The following is a 21,138-nucleotide window of genomic DNA, read 5'->3' on the forward strand; positions in this document are numbered from 1 at the left end:
AATAAAAAAATAAAGATGGGATGTGAAGATATGGCGTTATTCGCATTATCGGACTTACATTTATCTTTTTCATCAAATAAGCCAATGGATATTTTTGGGGAAGTATGGGAAAATCACCATTTAAAAATTTTAAATAATTGGAATTCAAAAGTTATGGAAGATGATGTTGTCCTTATTCCTGGTGATATATCATGGGCCATGAAATTCGAAGAGGCATTATTAGACTTAGAATTCATTCATAATTTAAATGGTAAAAAGGTTTTGTTAAAGGGAAATCATGACTATTGGTGGAGTTCTATTTCTAAGCTTAATTCTTTATATGAAGATATGTTTTTTTTACAAAATAATTTTTATTCTTACGAAGATTATGCTATATGTGGAACTCGTGGCTGGATAAACATAAATGAAGATGACGAAAAAAATCAAAAGGTTTACAATAGAGAACTTATAAGGTTAAGACTGTCATTAGAAAGTGCAAAAGGTTATAACAATAAAATAGTTATTATGCATTATCCTCCAATAACTAAAATAAGTGTTGCACAGGAGTTTATAGATGTCTTAAAAGAATATAAGGTAGAGAAAGTCATTTACGGTCATATTCATTATGATGCACGCCACATTTGTGTTAATGGATTTGTCGATGGAATAGAATATATTTGTGCATCTGCAGACATAATTAATTTTGATCCAATTAGGATATTTTAAAAAAATGTGGACAAAATAATTATAGGAGGGATCAGCGATGAAAGAATTAAACTTAAGGATTCCTTCTATGCATGATGAGATGTCTGCTAAGAAGGTTGCAAGTATTATTGAAGGTATAAGAGGTATTGAGGACGTAAATGTGGATTTTCAAAGTGGAACAGTTAATGTCTTTTATGATGAAAACCAGGTGATAGATGAAAAAATAAAGTATGTTATCACCAAAAATGGCTTTGAAATAAAGTAGGCAAAATATCCCCAATTGGGGGATATTTTTTTGCTGTTAAAGCTGATATAATTTAGATATAAGGTTGTTAGGAGGGACATTATGGATATTAGCAGAATTTTTAATCAGGTTTTGGTGTTATTTTTTATTATGATTGTAGGCTATGTAGCAAGAAGAAAAGGGATAATAGAAAAGAGTTTAAATAAAGGCATTACGGAGCTTATATTAAATATTACATTGCCTTTTATGATAGTATCCTCCTTTAATTATGAATTTTCAAAGGAAATGCTATTAAATGCAGCAAAATTATATATGATATCTTTAGTTTTACATTTATCATTGGTCTTGATAAGCAAATATATTTTTTATAAATACGATGAAAATGAAAAAAGCGTTTTAAGGTTTGCCATAATATTTTCTAATTGTGGATTTATGGGGTATCCAGTCGTTGAAAGCGTTTTTGGGAAGATAGGTATATTTTATGCTGCAATATTTAATATCAATTTCAATATATTTATTTGGACAATAGGAGTTATGCTCTTTAATTCCAAAGGTGAAAAACAAAACTTTAAAAAGGCCTTTTTGAATCCAGGATTGATTTCAGTTATAATAGGGCTAATTTTGTTTATATTTTCAATTAAACTACCATTTGCAATTCAAAAAACTTTAGAAATGGTAGGTTCAACGACAACACCATTATCGATGATAATTATTGGTTCTATGTTAGCAGAGGTTGAATTCAAAAAGCTTTTTAATGATAAAAAGCTTTATTATATTACATTTTTACGACTAATAGTTGTCCCCTTAATTACATTAACTTTATTAAAACTTTTGAATTATTCAAGTTTTTTATTAGGAATTCCTGTTTTAATAATGGCTATGCCTGCAGCAGCTAATACTGCTTTGTTTGCGGAAAAATATCAAGCTGATACCAATTTAGCATCAAGATGCGTTTTTTTAACTACAATTTTATCAACATTAACTATTCCTTTAGTTATGTTGATGCTAAATTAATCCCTTTTCTTTTTTGATTTCATTGAGGGTTTTTGAGGTGACATTAGATAGATCTATTTTAAGCAATTTTATTGTTTCTAAAATGAAGCTTTCATCCTCCGACTCAATTTCAATATACGGAAAGGGGAATTCTTCTTTATTCCATGTGTCAAAATCTATAATGCAGTTATTAAATAAAAAGCTTTCACGGTGCTTAGTTGCTTTTTTCAAAAAATTAATGCCTATGCTTTTTAAAAAGTTTATGCCGGCTTCTACTGAATTAATTACAACATCCTTCTCAATTGTTTGCCTTGTTAAATTCTTTGAAATGATTAATTTGGAAGTTAAAATTATTTTTTCAGTATTATCAATTAGATTTTTTGTTTTTCTTATTCTTATATATCCATCATTTTGGATGGGCAGATCAAAAAAATAATTTTCTTGAAATTCTTCTTTAATTTTTTTTGCATTAAGGTTTATTAGTAGCTCTTTTATTTGTTTGACATCGATATCAATAACTTTTACTTCTATTTCTTTCATATTTTCTCTCCTTTTCATTTTGAATTTATTTTGATTATATTGTAAAATATTGCATAAGACAACTAAAAGGGGGAATTTTATGGACAAATTTTATGAACAATTAATAACGACATCAAAAAGTGCTGTTTACAAGTTTTTGAATTTATTAATGTATTGCTCCTTTATTTTTGCAGTTTTTTATTTTCTTTTAGCTGCTCTTTTGTTTAGCATGCTTTATTTTATTGCAGCTGCAATAGTATTAATATTGGGATTTGTTTTTAGAATATTTAGAAACAGACAGTATAAAGAATACGAATATATTTTTACTAATGGTAACCTTCAAATAGACACAATCTATAATAAATCAAAACGCAAAACATTAATAGATGAAGATGTAAAAAATTTTGATGCTTTTGGCAGGGCTGATGAAATAAAAGTTCCGGATGATTATAAAAAAATATTTTGTTTTCCTTTTGACTGTAAATCAGAAATATATGTATTTCTTGCTAGTGGAAAGAGGGCTGTTTATATAGCACCCGATGAAGAGATGTTAAGGCTAATTAATCTGTATAATGTGAGGAGAAGATGGTAAAATGAAGGGGATTAGGGGTAAAATATCGATAATATTTTTAATTATAGTTTTATTATTAAATTTTTCATCCTGTTCAAAAAAGAGTGTAGAAAGAACAAAACAAGACGGAATGGTTTTTTATGAAGTTTTTGTTAGGGCTTTTTATGATAGCGATGGTGATGGGATAGGGGATTTAAAGGGACTTATACAAAAATTGCCATATATTAAATCACTTGGAGTTAATGCTATTTGGCTTATGCCTGTTTTTAAATCCCCAAGCTATCATGGTTATGATGTTTCTGATTATTATAATATAAATCCTGAATATGGGACAAATGAAGACTTTGAAAATTTTATTAATAAAGCACATGAACTCGGTATTAAAGTTATATTAGATCTTGTTGTAAATCATACCAGCAGTAAACACCCTTGGTTTTTAAATGCGGATTCCTCACCAAAGAGCAAATACAGGGACTATTACATTTGGGCCACACAGGATACAAAATTGAACGAACCTTCGGCTCTTGGAACAAAACAGTGGTATAATAAAGGAAGCGGATTTTACAATGCTATTTTTTGGTCTGAGATGCCGGATTTAAACTTTGATAATAAAAAAGTCAGAAAAGAGATAAAGAAAATAGCCAAATATTGGCTTGACAAGGGTGTAGATGGCTTTAGATTAGATGCAGCAATGCATATATATCCACCTAATAGGGTTCAGGATACATTAAATTGGTGGAAGGAATTTGGAGATTACTGCAGGAGTATAAAAAAAGATGTATATTTAGTCGGTGAAGTTTGGAGTAGTGAAAGGGCTATTGCACCATATCTTAAATATTTGGATTCTTGCTTTAATTTTAAACTTGCGGAAGGAATTATTGATGCAGTTATAAAAGGAGATTCATCAAAATTACAATATAATTTGCCTTTTATATATGATGAATATAAAAACTCCTATAAAGATTACGTGGATGCACCTTTCTTGACTAACCATGATATGGATAGAGTAATGAGTAAGATCAATGATGCAAATAAAATGAAGCTTGCAGCGAGCATATTATTGACTATGCCTGGTAACCCATTTATTTATTACGGGGAAGAGATAGGGATGAAGGGCGAAAAACCTGATGAATATATAAGGGAACCCTTTAAATGGGGGAAAGAATATGTCCCTGGTCAAACTAAATGGATAGATTCAGAATATAATGTTGGAGATTATGCACCATCGGTGGAAGAACAGGATAATGATCCTAAGTCATTGTTAAACTTTTATAGAGACATGATTAAATTCAGATTAGGTAATGACATTCTTTCAAAGGGAGACATAACCATCATAGAAACTCAACCTGAGATATTGGCTTATTATAGAGCAATAAATAATGATAAGTTATTTATAGTCCATAATTTAACGGGCAATTTAGTAAATACTGAATTGAAATTGGATCAAAATGATAAATTAAAAGGTGAGACGCTTAAAGGGGATGGAATTGTTCGAATAGAAGATAACAAAATAAAAATAAATTTAAAACCATATTCTACTGTAATAATAAAATAAAATTTTTTGTTAATAATTTTAGTTATAAATTGTAATATTTCTTTTTTTATGGGATAATAATATGCAGCATCTATAAAATTTTGAGGTGGTAAAGTTGAAAAAAATTCTTGCTGTTGTTTTAATTGCTGTAACGGTGATGGCAGGTATTGCATTAGGATCATTTTATTATATAAACAAAAAAATTTATGTTCCATCTCCTAAAGATTTTTTTAAGCATAACGATGGACAAGGTGCCAATCTTAATTATAATGAAGAGAAGGGTATTTTTAATATATTGTTAGTTGGCTTGGACAAACGTAGTGAAAATGATATTGGAAGAACAGACTCAATCATATTAGCAAATATCAATACCGAAGCAAAGACAATAAAGCTTGTTTCTTTTATGAGGGATATGTATGTCCCAATTCCGGGGCATGGACTTAACAGAATTAATGCTGCATATTCGTTAGGTGGGCCTGAACTTTTAATGAAAACCCTTCAGCAGGATTTTAATATTGATGTTCAGTATTATGTGTCCATCGATTTTAGGGCCTTTCAAGATTTAGTTGATAAATTAGGCGGTATAGATGTTGAAGTTAAGGATTATGAAGTCAAGGAAATTAATAAGTATATTAAAGAAGTAAATGGTTCAAAGGCAACATTATTAAGTGGACCTGGATATCAAAAACTAAACGGACAGCAGGCACTATCCTATAGTAGAATAAGAAAGGTTGGTAATGGAGATTTTGAAAGAACGGAAAGACAAAGAAGGGTTTTAACTATTTTGATTAACAAAGCAAGAAGCGTAAGCATATTTAAAATTCCAGATCTTGCTTCTACTGCTTTAAATTATATAAAGACAAATATTCCTACTGGAAAGCTTATGAACCTTGCATATACTGTATATAGATTTGGTAATACACCTGTAGAAACTATAAGGATTCCCGCTGATGGAATGTTTGAAAATATGAGGGTAAAAGGAATGGCTGTTCTTGTTCCGAATTTAGAAAATAATGTTGTTTATTTAGAAAAGTTTTTATCATCACAAGGAATAGCATTTTCAAATTTGCCTTCATATATGGCTAATAACTTTCATTTTAATGACAAGCCGATAGATAACAGGGGAAAGGTTAGAAATGTTATAAAAATAGTCATTCCTAAGGAAGATTTAACACCCACGATTAATGAAGATGAAACAGAACTTGAAGAAAGCATTATAAATCCTGGTAGTAATAATAATGTTAATAACAATTCTGAAGTTATTGTTCCTTCAGAATAATATAGGGCACCAAAAGGTGCCCTATATTAATTCATCATTATAGAGTTTAGTATTTTCAAGTTTGCTTCTTGATTTAATTTAATTTCCCTTGGTAGAATTAAGGATAAAGGATTGTAGGGCTTGCTTTCACCAGAAACATCAATTCCAATAATGGTATATTTTTCTTTAATATAATTTAAAATATATAAAAGTTCGCTTAATTTCATTTTACCCTGATCCCAATTTGTAATAGCGTATTTAGGGTCTAATACATCCTTATCTATGCTTATATATACTTTTGAAATTGAAAAACTTTTAAGTAATGATAAAGCCTTTTTGAGAAAATTTTCATTGTATTCAAGAAAAGTAATATTCTTATTCAAGCATTTTGCGTTAATCTTTGATACTCCTAAAACAAGAATTTTGTAGATATTTGGTAATTTAGATGCTTGAGTTATCCACGAACCGCAGCTTATAGTTCCATTAGGCATATCATTGCAATCACAATGGTTATCAAAAACTATAAGGGAAAATTCATATGGAATATTTGATATGATAGAGTAGGTTATGTGATGGTAATCTCCAGAACCTATGAAATTAATGCTTTTCATAGTGGGAAGCAATTTTTTACTTAATTTTTGTAACTTATCGAGGGATGAAAACAATTTTAGTCCGGATATATTTGTAAAGTCCAACACCTTTCCTGCCTTTGCAATTAATTCGCTTTCATAAATTAAGGTGTTATCAAAGTTAATGATATTTACGCCATTTAATCTCCCCATCAGAACACCTCCAATGAAGATTTAAACAGCTTGAATTTTAAAATTTGAAATTATAAAATTAATATATAAGTATGAATCGTAAAAAGAAAAGTTGACCAAACGAATAGGAGGCAAATATGCATAATAGGATATTAATAGTAGAGGATTCGGCTTTTCATGGTAAGGTTCTACAAGATATATTAATAAAATATGGATTCCAAGTCAAGTGGACAAGTTCTGCTGAAGAGGCTCTACAGGAAAAAATGTATGATTATGATTTGATTTTGCTAGATTTAATTTTACCAGGAATTGATGGATATGCTTTTGCCCAAAAAATAAAAAGGGCTTATCCTTATCTTCCAATTATTGCAATAACTTCAGTAGTAGAAGAAGAGTCCGTTTCAAGGGCATTGAATATGGGGGCAGATGATTATATCAAAAAGCCTTTTTCAGAAGTTGAATTGCTTGCAAGAATTAAAGTTCAGATAAGAACACGGCGACTTCAGCTTGAATTATTGGAAAGAAACAAAGAACTGGAAATTGCTTATAAAAAAATTAAAGATTTAGCTACTAAAGATATGCTTACAGGAGCATATAATAGGCTATATTTAAGAGAATATTTAGAAATGTATGCAAAAGGACATGATAATTATATAATTAGTTGTTTTATTATTGACATAGATAATTTTAAATTAATAAATGATACATATGGACATTTAACGGGCGATGTGATTTTGAAAAGATTAGTAGATATTTGCAAGAATACAATAAACGATTATGGTATTGTTGTTAGATTTGGTGGGGAAGAATTTTTAATAATAATAACGAAATTAGTTGATTCCTCCTTTTTAGCAGAAAATATTAGAAGGGAATGTGAAAAGGACAAAACGGGCGGCTTTAAATGGACTGTAAGTATTGGATTGAGCCAAGGAACAATAACAAAGGACAATTTTTTAACTGATTCAGAAAAGCTAATAAAACAGGCTGATGCGATGCTTTATGAAGCTAAAAGGACTGGTAAAAATAAGGTAGTTAAATATAAAGCTGAGGGCTAACCCTCAGCTTTATATTGTATTGCTACAGCCTAATACATTTACTATTTTATCCTTTACAACTTGCTTTATAGCTTCTCTTGCAGCACCTAAATACTTTCTTGGGTCAAATTCTTCAGGTTTAGTCGCAAATACTTCTCTTATTGTTGCAGTCATGGCAAGTCTTAAATCTGTATCCATGTTAATTTTGCATATAGCCATAGAAGCAGCTTTTCTTAACATTTCAACAGGGATACCTTGAGCACCTTCTAATTTTCCACCATATCTATTACATTTTTCAACGAATTCAGGCATAACAGCAGAAGCACCATGTAATACTAGTGGGAAACCTGGAAGTTTCTTTTGGATTTCTTCTAATCTTTCGAAGTCAAGTTTTGCTTCACCCTTAAATTTATACGCTCCATGGCTTGTGCCAATAGCAACTGCTAAGGAATCTACACCAGTTTTATGAACAAATTCATAAGCTTCTTCAGGATCAGTAAAGGTTGCCTCCCTTGCTGAAACCTTTACTTCGTCTTCAACTCCTGCTAATTTACCAAGCTCAGCTTCAACAACTACACCCTTTGAATGTGCATATTCTACAACTTGCTTTGTGATTTTTATATTTTCTTCTAAAGGATACTTGGAAGCATCAATCATTACTGAAGTAAAACCAAGATCGATGCAGGTTTTGCAGATTTCATAATTTTCACCATGATCAAGGTGTAGAGCAATTGGAAGACCAGAATCTTCAACTGCGGCCTCCACCATTTTAATAAGATACTTAGGGTTAGCATACTTTAAGGCGCTGGCTGAAACTTGTAGTATAACTGGGGCTTTTTCTTCCTTTGCAGCTTCAACAATGCCTTGAATGATTTCCATATTATTGATGTTAAAAGCACCAATTGCATAGCCGCCTTCATAGGCTTTTTTAAACATTTCTTTAGTTGTTACAAGTGGCATAAAAAATCCTCCTTAATATTTGTGTTATACTAATATATTAAATTCATAAAAAAATTATAACACAAAAAAATAAATATGTATATACATATATGGGACAAAATGAGTCCCATATGGACAAAATATGTCTAATTATTATTATATACTATTAGATAATAATTTCAAGTTTTTTGAATTAAATAATATTTTCTATTCTTAGTTTTTCGATTTCTGATATATGAGTTAGATAGTGCTCTAAAATTGCAAGGCTAGCCATTGCCTCAATGTTGTCTCTATGCTTTATATATTCTATACTTTGCTTTAAATACATGCTTATATTATCTATTTCATTGTGATTAACAAAAAAAGACCATAGTTGTTTTTTTCTTTCCCAGTTTTTATTTAGAATTTCGATATTTTTATATGCATCATCCCAATTAGAAGCTTCAACCGATTTTTTTACATCATTTAGATTTTCCATAAAGGAGATAGTATCCCTTTCGATGGTTCTTATTTCATATATACCAAGGATTATTATTAGGATAAGGGTTATAAAATTTATTGTAAGAACAATTTTACCTGAATTCAAAGCATTACCTCCTTTGCACAAATAATTGCCCCTTTGTATCTAGCATGGCTATAAAAACATCTTCATATTTTTCAATATTATAAAATTTCAGCTGTTCCTTTAACCAATTTTCATCATATCCTGCAATGAAAAGATTTACTTTTTGAAGTTCACCGTCAAGTATTAAGCTTATTGGTAATTTCTCTGGAGGAGAAAATATATTTAAATCTTTCTTAGTTAAGGGAGCTTTGTCGGGTTTAGGAATTATGCTGAGTTTTCCGTTGGTTTCTAATATTGCATATTCTATATCGCTTATATTAAAATAGTTCAGCAATCTTAACTCTTCTAAAAGATCATCTAAATTAAATCGTTGTCTTCTTAATTCTTCTTCAACTACTTTACCATGCTTAATTAAAATGCTGGGTTCTCCACAAACGATTTTTCTAAAGGGCCTAAATTTTAAAGAGATATAAGATATTGTTACTTCAAGTATCATTAAGGTAAGTATAGGAATTATACCATTTAAAAGAGGAACTCCTGGTTCTTGCATTGGTATAGCTGCAAGTTCCGAAAGCATAATAGCAATTACAAGTTCAAAGGGCTGAAGTTCACCTATTTGCCTTTTGCCCATAATTCGCATTACAATCACAACAAAAAAATACAAAACAATAGTTCTTATAAAAACTATCATAAAGTTCACCTCGTTTATTATTATTTCAAGTTAATTAAAATTTAATTACTTGAGATGTTGTTAAAGAAGGGGTATAATTTTTTTAGCATAACTTAAAGAAAGGAATTGGGACATGAGGACAAGAATTGAGAAATTTGAAATGAAATATGGTTATTTTTTGCCAAATGAATATAAAGAATTTATTAAAAAATTCGGTGGAGATACTCAGTTTGGAAGTTGTAGATTTGAGTATACTGAAAATATAGTTAATAATTTGTTAAGGATTCCAGGTAAAATGAATTTTAATTTGCTTCCTTTTGGGGATATTGGCAACGGAGATTACTATTGTTTTTACAAATACGGATCAGGAATTAATGATTACTATATAGGAATATGGCTTCATGAAACAAGAAATTTTATTTTACTGGCTTCATCCTTTAAATCATTTTTATTTAAATGTATGTTAGATGATATTATGTCCATTAATTTAATTCAAGATGATGAGGATTATGGGATAACTTCTGATGAAATACTATATAGAGCAAGAATTTTAAAAGATGAATATGGTTTTGATTTTGATAAGGCTATGAAATTACAAAGTGAATTGGATTATCATAAATTAATGGTTGAATTTGATAATAGAGCAATCCAGAGTTTATGTTATTTAGGAAGGCATTATTTGTTTGATAATTTTAAAGATGCAAGAGGTTATTTAGAAAAGGTAATCCAAACTGTTCCTTATTATACCGCTCCATACTATATTTTAGGCAAACATTATCTTTTGAGTGGAAAAAATTATAAATCTTATTTTAAAAATGCCTTAAAAACCTCATTAGATTTAACAGGTTTTAGCTATTGGGAGGAGGATTTTATAGAAATTCCTGAGGATGTTCATAGGGAGATTTTGATTTATTTAGAAGAAGAAATAAAATACGATCCTTATGATGCTGAATATAGAATTTATTTAGCTAAAAATTATGTAAAACAGAATGAATATGATAAGGCTATGATAGAATACAATAATGCACTATATTGCACAGAAGATAAAGAATTAATAAAAGAAATTTTAATTAACGCACATAAAGACACTGTTGAGGGTGGACTTTTATATCTTTCTAGATTAATAGAAAGCGATTTAAAACATTTAAGATAGGAAGGTGTTATTATGAAGGAAATAAGAGTTAGAATTGCACCGAGTCCAACCGGAAATTTTCACGTTGGAACTGCAAGAAATTCGCTATATAACTATATATTCGCAAGAAAAAATAACGGAAATTTTATATTGAGAATCGATGATACCGATATGAGAAGAAATAGCGAAGAATCAGAAAAGGGGATATATGAGGGGCTAAAGTGGCTAGGACTTGATTGGGATGAAGGGCCTGACGTTGGAGGACCTTATGGACCATATAGACAATCAGAAAGAATAGAAATATATCAAAAATACATAGATTATTTAATAGATAAAGGGGACGCATATTATTGTTTTTGCACAGAAGAAGAACTTGAAATGGAAAGAAAAGAACAAATTGCAAAAAAGCAGCCACCTAAATATTCGGGAAAATGTAGAGATCTTACAAGGGAAGAAATAGATAGAAAATTAAAATCAGGACTAAAACCAACGGTTAGATTTAAAGTTCCAAATAAAATAATATCCTTTAACGATGGGGTTCGAGGAGAATTAAAATGGGATGGAAATTTAATAGGAGATTTTGTTATAAGAAAATCAGATGGACTTCCTACATATAATTTTGCCACAGCAATAGACGATTGGAAGATGAAAATTTCCCATGTATTAAGAAGTCAAGAGCATATTCCTAATACATTTTTGCAAATTCTTATTTTGGAAGCATTAGATGCAGAAATACCACAATATGTTCATCTGCCTTTACTTTTAAATGAAGATAGAAGCAAGATATCTAAACGTGATGGAGCTTTATATATTGGAGAATATAAGGAAATGGGATATTTAAAGGAAGCTGTTCTTAATTTTATTGCTCTTTTAGGGTGGAATCCAGGTGATGGAGAAGAAATTTTATCTATTGAAGATATGATAAATAAGTTTTCCTTTGATAGAATTAACAATTCTAATGTTGTTTTTGATTTTAAAAAATTAGAATGGTTTAATGGAATTTATATAAGAAGGAAGGATATTAAGGAACTTGTAGATCTTTCGGTCCCCTTTTTAATGGAAACTGATTATTTTGAAATGAATGAAGAAAACTATAAAAAATTATTTAGCATTATGAGGGTAGAACAGGAAAGAATAAAAAGATTAGATGAGGTTAAAGAGGCTTTTAAAATGTTTTTTGTTGAACCTTCAGAATATGACATAAATTTAATAAAAGAAAATGTTAAAAAGATAGAGGTAAAAGATATGGTATTTTTATTAGAAAAGACTATTGAAGAATTAAAGATGGAGGACAATTGGCACGCTGAAGAGTTGGAAAAGAGAATGCGCGATTTTTGCGATAGAATAGGAACTAAAACTAAAATTTTATTCATGCTTTTAAGAATTGCAGAAACTGGGTCAAAAGTTTCACCGCCACTATTCGATACCTTTGAGATAATTGGAAAAGATTCAACGATTAGGAGATTAACAAATTGTAAGAAATATTTAGAAGCTATTGAATAAAATTTGAATATAATAAAGATATCCTCTAATTTTTTAAAGGAAGGTGCATTATATGCTCCAACAAATAAGAATAAGTTTTGATAACAAAACAAGCAAATTATACCCAAAAGGTGTTACAGTAGAAGATATTGTTAGGGGAAATTTTAGGGATATTGAAGCAGTTCTTGCAGTTGTAAACGGAAGTTATATGGAGTTGAATACCCCGCTTTATGAGGATGCTATAATAAGACCTATTACTTTAAAGGAAACAGCAGGGGTTAGAACCTATGTTAGGAGCTTAGCCTTTTTACTTATAAAGGCTGCTCAAGATGTCTTTAGTGGTTCTAGAGTAACGATAGAACATTCATTAAACAAAGCTCTTTATTGCGAGATTCATCTGGACAAAAAATTAGATGCTGATATAGTAGAAAAAATAAAGTTAAGAATGAAGGAATTAGTTGACCTTAATATTCCTTTTGAAAAGGAATTAGTTGATAAAAAGAGAGCCATGGAAATATTTAATGGCTTAAAAATGAGTGATAAAATAAGACTTTTTAAGAATATAAATAAAGAATTTATAGAACTTAGAAAACTTGATAATTTATACGATTTCTTTTATGGCCCATTAGTTCCTTCAACTGGATATTTAAAGTTGTTTGATGTTAAATTTTATGATCCTGGAATTTTAATAACCTATCCAAACGAAGAAAATCCAAAAGAGATATTAAAATTTAAAGATGTGCCAAAGCTTGCCAAGATTTTTAGAGAAACTGAGGAATGGGCTAAGATTTTGGATGTTGCTGATGTTGGAGCTTTGAATGAAAAGGTAATCGATGGGGATATAAAAGACATAGTTTTAGTTTCTGAAGCATTGCACGAAAAAAAACTTGCCTATATTGCAGACAAAATATATGAAAATAGGGATAAAATTAAATTAGTGTTAATTGCAGGGCCCTCATCATCAGGAAAAACTACTTTTTCTAAAAGGCTTTCTATACAACTTAGAATACATGGATTTAAACCTTATCCAATATCGTTAGATGATTATTTTGTTAATCGAGAGGATACTCCAAAGGACGAAAATGGAGATTATGATTTTGAATCAATTTATGCATTAGATATAGGGCTTTTCAATAAGCATTTAAGTATGCTCCTTGAGGGTCAAGAGGTTGAACTTCCAAGGTTTGATTTTGTTCTTGGGAAAAGGGTTAACTCAGGGAAGAAATTAAAACTAGATTCAAAAACAATTTTAGTAATAGAGGGTATCCATGGATTAAACGAGCTATTGACTAATTCTATTCCTAGGGAGAACAAATTTAAAATTTATATAAGCGCTTTAACTCAACTTAATTTAGACGATCATAATAGAATTCCTACAACTGACGTTAGACTTTTAAGAAGAATAGTCAGAGATGCAAAATATAGAGGAAAGAGTCCAGAAGATACAATTTTGTCTTGGCCTAAAGTAAGAATGGGTGAAGAAAAAAATATTTTCCCATTCCAAGAGGAAGCAGATGTAATGTTTAATTCTACATTAGCTTATGAAATGCCAATATTAAAAAAGTATGCTTATAAGCATTTAAAAGAAATTCCAAAGGATAGCCCTGCATATTTAGAAGCTTACAGACTTATGTTATTCCTTGAATATTTTATTGAGGCAGATAATAATATTGAAGATTTAATACCTAAAAATTCAATTTTAAGAGAATTTATTGGGGGTAGCTGTTTTGAAGAATAATTTAAATTGGATAAAAGAGAATAAAGCTATAAATTTTCTTATTAAATTCATGTTTATTTCCTTTGGGTGTTTTGTTTCAGCTGTGGGGATAAATGCTTTTATAGTTCCCCACAGGCTATTAAGTGGAGGAGTTTCTGGCATTGCTATAATTGTGCAATACTTAACAAGAATCCCTTCAGGATATTTAGTCATAACATTAAATATCCCTATTTTCCTTTATGGAATGAAGGAGCTTGATTTTGATTTTATTTTATTTAGTGCTTTAGGCGTATTTTTACTTTCCCTCTTTTTAATTTTAACGAGGGAAATAAATAAAACTTTTTTTATTAAAGATATATTATTGTCCTCTATATATGGTGGTGTTCTGAATGGTATAGGATTAGGTATTGTTCTAAAAAATAAAGGGTCTATGGGAGGTACTGACATTGTTGCTGTAGCATTAAAAAAGAAATTAGGAATAAACATTTCGTCTATTGCATTTGGAATAAATTTTTTTATAGTTTTAGCTGGAAGTTTAATTAACAATATTGAAGCTGGACTTTATACTTTGATTTCAATGTTTATATCCTCAAGGGTTTTTGAAGCAATTCTACAGGGATTTGATAGAAAGAAAATGGTTATGATTATAACGAATAAAACCGAGGAAATTTCTAAACACATATTGAATGAACTAGGTAGAGGTGTAACATTTTTGCATGGAGAAGGAGCTTATACAGGCGATGATAAGAAAGTAATATATTGTATTATAACTTTAAATCAACTAGTAAAAATTAAATCCATTACTTTTGATATTGATCCTAGAGCATTTGTTACTATAATAGATGCAGCTGAAGTTCAGGGAAAGGGATTTAAAAATACAATATAGAAAGGGTGTTTAGATGAAACTTTACGGTGTTTTTGACATATTAGGACCTATAATGATTGGACCATCAAGTTCCCATACAGCTGGTGCAGCAAGACTTGGCAAAGTAGCAGGTAAAATTGCAGGAGAGGATTTTAAAAAGGTGGAATTTTACCTTCATGGCTCCTTTGCAAAAACATATAAAGGGCATGGAACTGATAGAGCCCTTGTTGCAGGAGTTTTAGGTATGGAACCCTATGATGAAAGACTAAGAAACTCCTTAGAAATTGCAAAGGAAAAGGGGATAGAAATAATTTTTATTCCTACTGACTTAGGGGATCAACACCCTAATACAGTTAAATTTGTTTTTTATAAGGATAATGAAAAAACAATAGAAGTAATGGGCTCATCAATTGGTGGGGGAAATATATTAATAACCGAGATTGATGGTGAGAAAGTAGAATTTACTGGAGAATATCCAACTATAATTACTAAATATAAAGACAGAAAGGGTATGATAGCAGATATATCAAAATTTATATTAGAAGTAGATGCTAATATAGCAAATATGAAGGTTACAAGAAATCCTCAAAAGATTACAACTGCAATTATAGAATTAGATGCCAAATTGGATGATGAAGTAATAGAAAAAATTAAAAATATAAAAGATATGATTAATGTCGTAGCAATAAATCCGGTATAAGGAGGATAATTTTATGTATACTAAAGGGAAGGATTTATTAAACTTAACTAAAGAATCAAATAAAAAAATTTGGGAAATAGTTTTAGATTTTGAATGCGAAAGAACAGGAAAAACCAAAGAAGAAGTATTTGAAGGAATGAGGAACGTTTTAAAGGTTATGATGGATTCTGCAAATAAAGGATTAAATGAAGAAGTTAATTCCATTAGCGGGCTCATCGGTGGAAACGCAAAAAAAGTTGAAGATTATAGAAGAGGAAAAACCATATCAGGAGATATAATAAATAAAGCTATGGCAAGAGCATTATCTGTGTCTGAAGTCAATGCATCAATGGGTAGGATAGTTGCAGCTCCAACAGCTGGTTCTGCAGGTATTTTGCCGGCAGTTATGATAACAGCAGCAGAGGTTTTAGAAAAAAATGAAGACGAAATGGTAAAGGCCCTTTTTACTGCTTCAGGAATAGGCCAAATAATTGCAAAAAATGCAACAGTATCAGGTGCTGAGGGAGGATGTCAGGCAGAATGTGGTTCAGCTGCTGCAATGGCGGCTGCAGCTGTTGTGGAAATGGCCGGAGGGACTCCAGAACAAGCTATACATGCAGCTTCAATAGCTATTCAAAATATTTTAGGATTAGTATGCGATCCGGTGGCAGGGCTTGTTGAGGCACCTTGTTATTTGAGAAATTCTTCTGGTGCCGTTAATGCCTTAACTTCTGCTGATTTAGCTTTAGCCGGTGTAAAAAGCATTATACCCTTTGATGAGGTTGTGGATGCAATGTATAAAGTTGGAAAGTCACTTCCCTTTGAACTAAGGGAAACAGCTTTGGGTGGAATTGCTTCAACGCCTACCGGTCAAAAGTTAATGAAAAATATTTTTGGAGAATAAATATTTACAAATATTGATTTGATATGGTAAAATTTATTTAACAAAAGATGAAGGGGGATTTTTATGGCAATATTTAAGTGCACTGTTTGTGGAGAAACAAAGGAAGGAAGATGTAAACCTGCAAAATGTCCAAAGTGTGGTGCACCAAAGGATAAAATTGAAAAGCAACAGTAAAAGGCATGGGATTTCCATGCCTTTTATATTAACCAATATCCTAATATTATAATTAAGTAAGAAGCTAATAAAATTGCACCTTCCAGCCAATAGCTTTTTCCGTCCTGGAATACAAAAAATGCTAATCCTATGGAAATTATTAATATTATAAGCTCATAGAAGCTATACACTAAAGTTAAAGGAAGTCCCAATAAAAACGCAATAATAATAATTGTAGGAAGAGTAAATAATAATAACTGCATGCTTGAACCTATTGATATTTCTATAGATAGATTAATTTTATTTTTAAGGGAAGCATATATAGCAGTTATATATTCTGCAACATTGCCTATTAAAGGCATTATAATTATCCCCATAATTTTTTCTGGAATTTTGAATTTTGTAATTGCTGTATTTATTAAACTTACTAGGTGTTCACTTAAAGTGTAGGCTATTATTAGAAGAATGATAATTAAAATAAAATTTGTTTTTTTAATGTTATTCTCATTATTGTTTTCGTCGGAATGAACCAAAAAAAGATTTTTATGTGTTACTAACGAAAATATAAGACCTAATACATATATGAGCAACAAAATTATTGCTATATAAAAGCTAAAAATACATGATTTATGAGTGTTTAGCTTCCCTTGAAAGGAAATTGTAGAGGCGATGATTAGGCTGCAAAGTGCCAAAAACAACAAAGAAAAGTTTGTCCTTGCAATTATTTTATTAAATATTTGTTCGTTATATTTGATTCCACCAAATAAAATACTTAGTCCCAATACTAATAACATATTTCCAATTATAGAGCCTAGTAGTCCACTTTTCACAAGTTCGATTAAATTGCTTTTTAGGGCAAAGATGCTAATAAAAAGTTCTGGCAAATTTCCGGAAGTTGAGCTTATAAAACCACCAAGCTTATCACCAAACCAATAGGATAGAACATTAATTTCCCTGCTTAGCTTTATAGCTACTATAATAAGAAAGCAAAATGTAGTTATGAGATTTAAAATGAATATATTATTTAACATTGAAAAAATAAAAATAATTAATAAGATTATTAGAGTTATTTTTTTCATATTATCACCGCTTAAATTAGTAAAAGATGCCTTGTGCCCAAAAGACACAAGGACATGATTTTCATTTATTAATCTCTTCTTCAATATATTCTTCATCTATTTCTTTAAACAAATCTTCTTCAATTTCCTTTTGTGAGTTTCTTGTTAAACTTTCAAAAGTATCTACTTCATCGTTTAGCAATAATTCGATTGGAACCCATGCAATCATGCATCTTTTCATATAATCACTTCCTATTTGAAGTTTTCACAATAAATTTCAAAATAGCTTCTTGGGAATCCGCAAAGAGGACAGCGCTCAGGTGCTTCTAAGCCCTCATGGATATAACCGCAGTTTCTGCAATGCCATTTTGTTTCCTTATCCCTTTTGAATATTTTACCGCTCTTTAAATTTTGAAGGATTGTATTGAATCTTTCTCTATGATATTCTTCCGTTTCAGCAAGTTCCTTGTAAAAATCAGCAATTTCACTAAATCCTTCTTGGCGTGCAATTGTTTCAAATTCCTTATACATTTTTTCACTCTCATAAGCTTCTCCCATTGCGGCTTCAAGTAAATTTTCTGAAGTAGACTTATTAAGCTTTAAAAAATCATTAAAAACCCTTCTTGCATGGGCTTTTTCGTTATCAGATGTTTCGTTAAAAACGGATGCGATGAATTCATACCCCTCTTCCTTTGCTTTTTCTGCAAAGAAGGAATATTTATTTCTTGCTCTTGCCTCACCAGCAAATGTTTTTAATAGATTTTGCTCTGTTTTGCTCCCCTTAAGATTCATCAAACCACTCCTAAAATAAACTACAATAACATAATATGCAGCACCTATAATTTTGACACAAAAAAGAGCCCATGGGCTCTTAAAGACTGTTGAAAAAGTTATTTTTGATAAGCCCCGTGAAGGATTTCCCTGGCATTCGCTCATTTCGCTAAGCAATTCTAAGCTTTTCTTTGTTTTCAAAAGTCCTACTCTCGTGAGCCGACATCCGTGTCGGCCACTCGGCTCTGCACGTCCGTGTGCAGAATTACGACTTTTGAAAAGTCGAAAAGCAAGAATTGCTAAAGCTCATGAGAGATGCCTTTTTGAAATCCATTCACGGGGCTCTTGTAAAGCCTGAATACCAATTAGGGTTTGTCTACAATCTGAAAGAGCCCATGGGCTCTTAGAACTTTTTAAATTTGATTTTACATACCATAAGATAGGATAAAAGCAACATGATAATTGCAGATAAAATATTGTGAGGCAGTGATATAGCAATTAGATTATCAACTGCAAGAAAAAAACCTGCGAAAGTTATTGGGACCCCAATAAAATAGTTGTTAAAGGGTGTTACATTGAACCTTGCCAATCTATATGCCCCAGCTATTGGGAATATTATTGAAATAATGTATCCTATAATTCCAAAATTTATCAAAAAGTTGCTCCATGAAAGAACAGCAGGTGCAACACCAAAGGAAATTAAATCACAAAGGGAATCAAGCTCCTTACCAAGAGGAGATACAGCGTCAAATCGCCTTGCTATACGTCCGTCATATCTATCCATAAATGCAGCGAGGATGATCATTAATGCGGCTATTTTAAAGTTGGAATTTAATGTAAAAATAATTGATAACATACCACATGTTAAATTAAAAAAAGTAAATACGTTGGGAATAATATTTTTGTTTATTTTTACGTTCATTTTATCACTCCTATAACAGTTAATCCTCCTTTTACGGAGTCACCTACTTTTACTTTTATTTCAGTATCAATTGGCACAATGATTTCTGTGCAGGAACCAAACTTTATGAGCCCAAATCTTTCACCCTGCTTTAAAAAGTCTCCTATATTGCTCCAACAAACTATACGCCTTGCCACAAATCCTGTAATTTGATGAACTAGAACTTTTGTGTATTCGTTTTCTATACCAATTGTATTTCTTTCGTTAATTTCAGATGCATGGCTCTTAAATGCTGGAAGATATTTACCAGGTCTATAGCTTTTGTATGTTACCTTGCCAGTTATAGGGCTTCTATTAACATGGATATTAAATAATGATAAAAATATGCTAACTTTAATAGCTTTTGATTTAAAAAACTGATCTTCATAAATTTCTGATATTTCGATTATTTTACCATCAGCTGGCGATAGAAAACATTTTTCATCTATAGTTATATTTCTTTCAGGGTCCCTAAAAAAGAATAAAACGAATAATATCAATAAAAGTGGCAGGATGGATAAAAGTTTGTTAATAAAATAAAAAACAACAAAAACTATAAAAAGAATAAGTGCGTAGGGAAAACTTTCAGGTCTAATTTTTAGTTTCATAATCACGTCTCCTTTAAGCCTTTTTATAGTTATTATATAAAATTACAATATATTTTACAATATTTTAAAAGAATTATTAACAAACTATGGGGAAAACTATAATTTAGGAGGTGCAATAAATGAAGGTTAAAGATTTTATGACTACCAATGTAGCTTATGTAACACCCAATACACCAGTTGTAGAAATAGCAAAAATCATGAAAGATAAAAATGTTGGTTCTGTTCCAGTTCTTGACGGAGACAAAGTTGTTGGTATTGTAACAGATAGGGATATAGTTCTTAGGGATATTGCTTTTGGTAAAAATCCTAATGAAGTTTTAGCAAAGGATGTTATGACGGTTGGAGTAACAACAGCAAATCCTAATATGGATATTCATGATGCTGCAAGGGTAATGGCGGAGAAGCAAGTAAGGAGATTACCAGTTGTGGAAAATGGCAGATTAGTTGGAATGCTCGCAATAGGAGACATAGCAGTTGAATCTAAACTTGCAGATGATGCAGGAGAAGCTTTGAGTGATATTTCAAAACCAACTCATATATTATATTATTAAAAAGGTCATAGTGTAAAATTATTGTAGGATGAAAAAGGACAAAAATTTAAAAGAGACAACCCCTGTGGTAAAATAAAAAGTGGAAAAAACACAAATCAATAAGGGGGTGTCTCTTTTGAATAATATTATACAACATGATATTATACAACAACATTTAATAAATTTCACTACTAAATTAATAAAAAATGTAGAAGAAATGCTGTCAAAAGAATGGGATTTTACAAAACTTGTTGAGGTAGTTAAAGAATCGACTGATGAACTTGGAAGGAATATAATAAAAGACTTTTTAGAAGAATTAGATAAAGCGATTAAAGAAGATGATAAGAGAAAAAAGGAATGGATAGTTGAAAGAAAAGACAAGAAAAGTATTATTACGCTCCTAGGAGGAATAGAATATTCAAGAACATACTACAAATCAAGAAAGAGCGGAGAATATAGATATTTACTTGATGATGTTATAGGTATAAGGAAACATGAGAAGGTGGATAAAGAAGTAAAGATAAGGC

The 21,138-nt window shown here is 30.5% G+C and carries 26 protein-coding genes; 16 read left to right on the plus strand and 10 right to left on the minus strand.

Features of this window, described 5'->3' with window-relative positions:
- The first annotated feature begins 30 nt into the window (after positions 1–30).
- The 3 genes from Q3V94_RS00285 (at position 31) to Q3V94_RS00295 (ending at position 1,942) form a co-directional block, all read left to right on the plus strand.
- A complete protein-coding gene (locus Q3V94_RS00285) occupies positions 31–705 on the plus strand; it encodes a metallophosphoesterase (protein ID WP_008908349.1) in 675 nt (224 codons plus the stop codon).
- A 37-nt stretch (positions 706–742) separates the two neighbouring features.
- Entirely contained in the window at positions 743–949 is a 207-nt protein-coding gene (locus Q3V94_RS00290) for a heavy-metal-associated domain-containing protein (protein WP_008908348.1), read from the plus strand.
- Positions 950–1,030: 81 nt separating this feature from the next.
- Positions 1,031–1,942, plus strand: coding sequence for an AEC family transporter (locus Q3V94_RS00295; RefSeq protein ID WP_303524515.1), 912 nt, complete (start codon positions 1,031–1,033; stop codon positions 1,940–1,942).
- On the opposite strand, the gene Q3V94_RS00300 is transcribed toward Q3V94_RS00295, so the two are convergent.
- Positions 1,934–2,479, minus strand: coding sequence for a class IV adenylate cyclase (locus Q3V94_RS00300; protein ID WP_303524516.1), 546 nt, complete (start codon positions 2,477–2,479; stop codon positions 1,934–1,936). The two genes, Q3V94_RS00295 and Q3V94_RS00300, sit on opposite strands and share 9 nt — an antisense overlap.
- Before the next feature lie 61 nt (positions 2,480–2,540).
- Between Q3V94_RS00300 and Q3V94_RS00305 the strand changes: the two genes are divergently transcribed.
- The 3 genes from Q3V94_RS00305 to Q3V94_RS00315 all read left to right on the plus strand — a co-directional run bounded on the left by Q3V94_RS00305 (position 2,541) and on the right by Q3V94_RS00315 (position 5,824).
- Positions 2,541–3,032: a DUF6106 family protein gene (locus Q3V94_RS00305; protein WP_303524517.1), complete on the plus strand. Its 492-nt coding sequence runs from the start codon at positions 2,541–2,543 to the stop codon at positions 3,030–3,032.
- Position 3,033: 1 nt separating this feature from the next.
- Positions 3,034–4,566, plus strand: coding sequence for an alpha-amylase family glycosyl hydrolase (locus Q3V94_RS00310; RefSeq protein ID WP_303524518.1), 1,533 nt, complete (start codon positions 3,034–3,036; stop codon positions 4,564–4,566).
- 94 nt (positions 4,567–4,660) lie between these two features.
- A complete protein-coding gene (locus Q3V94_RS00315) occupies positions 4,661–5,824 on the plus strand; it encodes an LCP family protein (RefSeq protein ID WP_303524519.1) in 1,164 nt (387 codons plus the stop codon).
- A gap of 26 nt (positions 5,825–5,850) precedes the next feature.
- Here Q3V94_RS00315 and Q3V94_RS00320 read toward each other — a convergent pair whose 3' ends face one another.
- Positions 5,851–6,585 carry an arginase family protein gene (locus Q3V94_RS00320; protein WP_303524521.1) on the minus strand — a complete coding sequence of 245 codons (735 nt, stop codon included), beginning with the start codon at positions 6,583–6,585 and terminating at the stop codon, positions 5,851–5,853.
- 116 nt (positions 6,586–6,701) lie between these two features.
- Here Q3V94_RS00320 and Q3V94_RS00325 point away from each other — a divergent pair, with 116 nt between their 5' ends.
- Entirely contained in the window at positions 6,702–7,619 is a 918-nt protein-coding gene (locus tag Q3V94_RS00325; protein ID WP_303524522.1) for a diguanylate cyclase, read from the plus strand.
- A 9-nt stretch (positions 7,620–7,628) separates the two neighbouring features.
- On the opposite strand, the gene fba is transcribed toward Q3V94_RS00325, so the two are convergent.
- The 3 genes from fba to Q3V94_RS00340 form a co-directional block, all read right to left on the minus strand.
- Positions 7,629–8,558 carry a class II fructose-1,6-bisphosphate aldolase gene (fba, locus tag Q3V94_RS00330; protein ID WP_274767472.1) on the minus strand — a complete coding sequence of 310 codons (930 nt, stop codon included), beginning with the start codon at positions 8,556–8,558 and terminating at the stop codon, positions 7,629–7,631.
- 172 nt (positions 8,559–8,730) lie between these two features.
- Positions 8,731–9,123, minus strand: coding sequence for a DUF4363 family protein (locus Q3V94_RS00335; RefSeq protein ID WP_303524525.1), 393 nt, complete (start codon positions 9,121–9,123; stop codon positions 8,731–8,733).
- A gap of 4 nt (positions 9,124–9,127) precedes the next feature.
- Positions 9,128–9,793 carry a DUF421 domain-containing protein gene (locus tag Q3V94_RS00340; RefSeq protein WP_303524527.1) on the minus strand — a complete coding sequence of 222 codons (666 nt, stop codon included), beginning with the start codon at positions 9,791–9,793 and terminating at the stop codon, positions 9,128–9,130.
- 112 nt (positions 9,794–9,905) lie between these two features.
- Here Q3V94_RS00340 and Q3V94_RS00345 point away from each other — a divergent pair, with 112 nt between their 5' ends.
- The 7 genes from Q3V94_RS00345 to Q3V94_RS00375 all read left to right on the plus strand — a co-directional run bounded on the left by Q3V94_RS00345 (position 9,906) and on the right by Q3V94_RS00375 (position 16,725).
- Positions 9,906–10,925, plus strand: a complete 1,020-nt coding sequence (locus tag Q3V94_RS00345) for an SMI1/KNR4 family protein (RefSeq protein ID WP_274767474.1) — start codon at positions 9,906–9,908, stop codon at positions 10,923–10,925.
- A 12-nt stretch (positions 10,926–10,937) separates the two neighbouring features.
- On the plus strand, positions 10,938–12,407 hold the full coding sequence (gene gltX, locus Q3V94_RS00350) for a glutamate--tRNA ligase (RefSeq protein ID WP_303524529.1): 1,470 nt from the start codon (positions 10,938–10,940) through the stop codon (positions 12,405–12,407).
- Positions 12,408–12,459: 52 nt separating this feature from the next.
- Positions 12,460–14,124, plus strand: a complete 1,665-nt coding sequence (locus tag Q3V94_RS00355; RefSeq protein ID WP_303524531.1) for a nucleoside kinase — start codon at positions 12,460–12,462, stop codon at positions 14,122–14,124.
- Complete coding sequence (locus tag Q3V94_RS00360; RefSeq protein ID WP_303524532.1) at positions 14,114–14,989, plus strand: YitT family protein; 876 nt, start codon at positions 14,114–14,116, stop codon at positions 14,987–14,989. Before Q3V94_RS00355 ends, Q3V94_RS00360 begins: the two co-directional genes overlap by 11 nt.
- A 13-nt stretch (positions 14,990–15,002) precedes the next feature.
- Positions 15,003–15,668, plus strand: a complete 666-nt coding sequence (sdaAB, locus tag Q3V94_RS00365) for an L-serine ammonia-lyase, iron-sulfur-dependent subunit beta (RefSeq protein WP_303524533.1) — start codon at positions 15,003–15,005, stop codon at positions 15,666–15,668.
- Between the two features lie 13 nt (positions 15,669–15,681).
- A complete protein-coding gene (sdaAA, locus tag Q3V94_RS00370; RefSeq protein WP_303524534.1) occupies positions 15,682–16,551 on the plus strand; it encodes an L-serine ammonia-lyase, iron-sulfur-dependent, subunit alpha in 870 nt (289 codons plus the stop codon).
- A 63-nt stretch (positions 16,552–16,614) separates the two neighbouring features.
- Positions 16,615–16,725 (plus strand): RCKP-type rubredoxin-like domain-containing protein, encoded by a 111-nt coding sequence (locus tag Q3V94_RS00375; RefSeq protein ID WP_156792030.1) that lies wholly within the window; start codon positions 16,615–16,617, stop codon positions 16,723–16,725.
- 23 nt (positions 16,726–16,748) lie between these two features.
- Here Q3V94_RS00375 and cax read toward each other — a convergent pair whose 3' ends face one another.
- The 5 genes from cax to Q3V94_RS00400 form a co-directional block, all read right to left on the minus strand.
- Positions 16,749–17,783 carry a calcium/proton exchanger gene (cax, locus tag Q3V94_RS00380; protein WP_303524538.1) on the minus strand — a complete coding sequence of 345 codons (1,035 nt, stop codon included), beginning with the start codon at positions 17,781–17,783 and terminating at the stop codon, positions 16,749–16,751.
- Between the two features lie 61 nt (positions 17,784–17,844).
- Positions 17,845–18,003, minus strand: a complete 159-nt coding sequence (locus Q3V94_RS00385) for a hypothetical protein (protein ID WP_274767481.1) — start codon at positions 18,001–18,003, stop codon at positions 17,845–17,847.
- 11 nt (positions 18,004–18,014) lie between these two features.
- Entirely contained in the window at positions 18,015–18,554 is a 540-nt protein-coding gene (gene rbr, locus Q3V94_RS00390) for a rubrerythrin (RefSeq protein ID WP_274767482.1), read from the minus strand.
- A gap of 382 nt (positions 18,555–18,936) precedes the next feature.
- Entirely contained in the window at positions 18,937–19,455 is a 519-nt protein-coding gene (gene pssA, locus Q3V94_RS00395; protein ID WP_008908067.1) for a CDP-diacylglycerol--serine O-phosphatidyltransferase, read from the minus strand.
- Positions 19,452–20,081 carry a phosphatidylserine decarboxylase family protein gene (locus Q3V94_RS00400; protein WP_274767483.1) on the minus strand — a complete coding sequence of 210 codons (630 nt, stop codon included), beginning with the start codon at positions 20,079–20,081 and terminating at the stop codon, positions 19,452–19,454. The genes pssA and Q3V94_RS00400 overlap by 4 nt, the downstream gene beginning before the upstream one ends.
- A 119-nt stretch (positions 20,082–20,200) precedes the next feature.
- Between Q3V94_RS00400 and Q3V94_RS00405 the strand changes: the two genes are divergently transcribed.
- Together Q3V94_RS00405 and Q3V94_RS00410 are read left to right on the plus strand one after the other, a co-directional pair.
- Complete coding sequence (locus tag Q3V94_RS00405; protein WP_274767484.1) at positions 20,201–20,632, plus strand: CBS domain-containing protein; 432 nt, start codon at positions 20,201–20,203, stop codon at positions 20,630–20,632.
- 115 nt (positions 20,633–20,747) lie between these two features.
- The coding region (locus Q3V94_RS00410; protein ID WP_303524543.1) for a UPF0236 family transposase-like protein at positions 20,748–21,138 on the plus strand (391 nt) is incomplete at its 3' end.

The organism is Caloramator sp. CAR-1, assembly GCF_030546345.1.
In the GTDB taxonomy this organism is placed as follows: domain Bacteria; phylum Bacillota; class Clostridia; order Clostridiales; family Caloramatoraceae; genus Caloramator; species Caloramator australicus.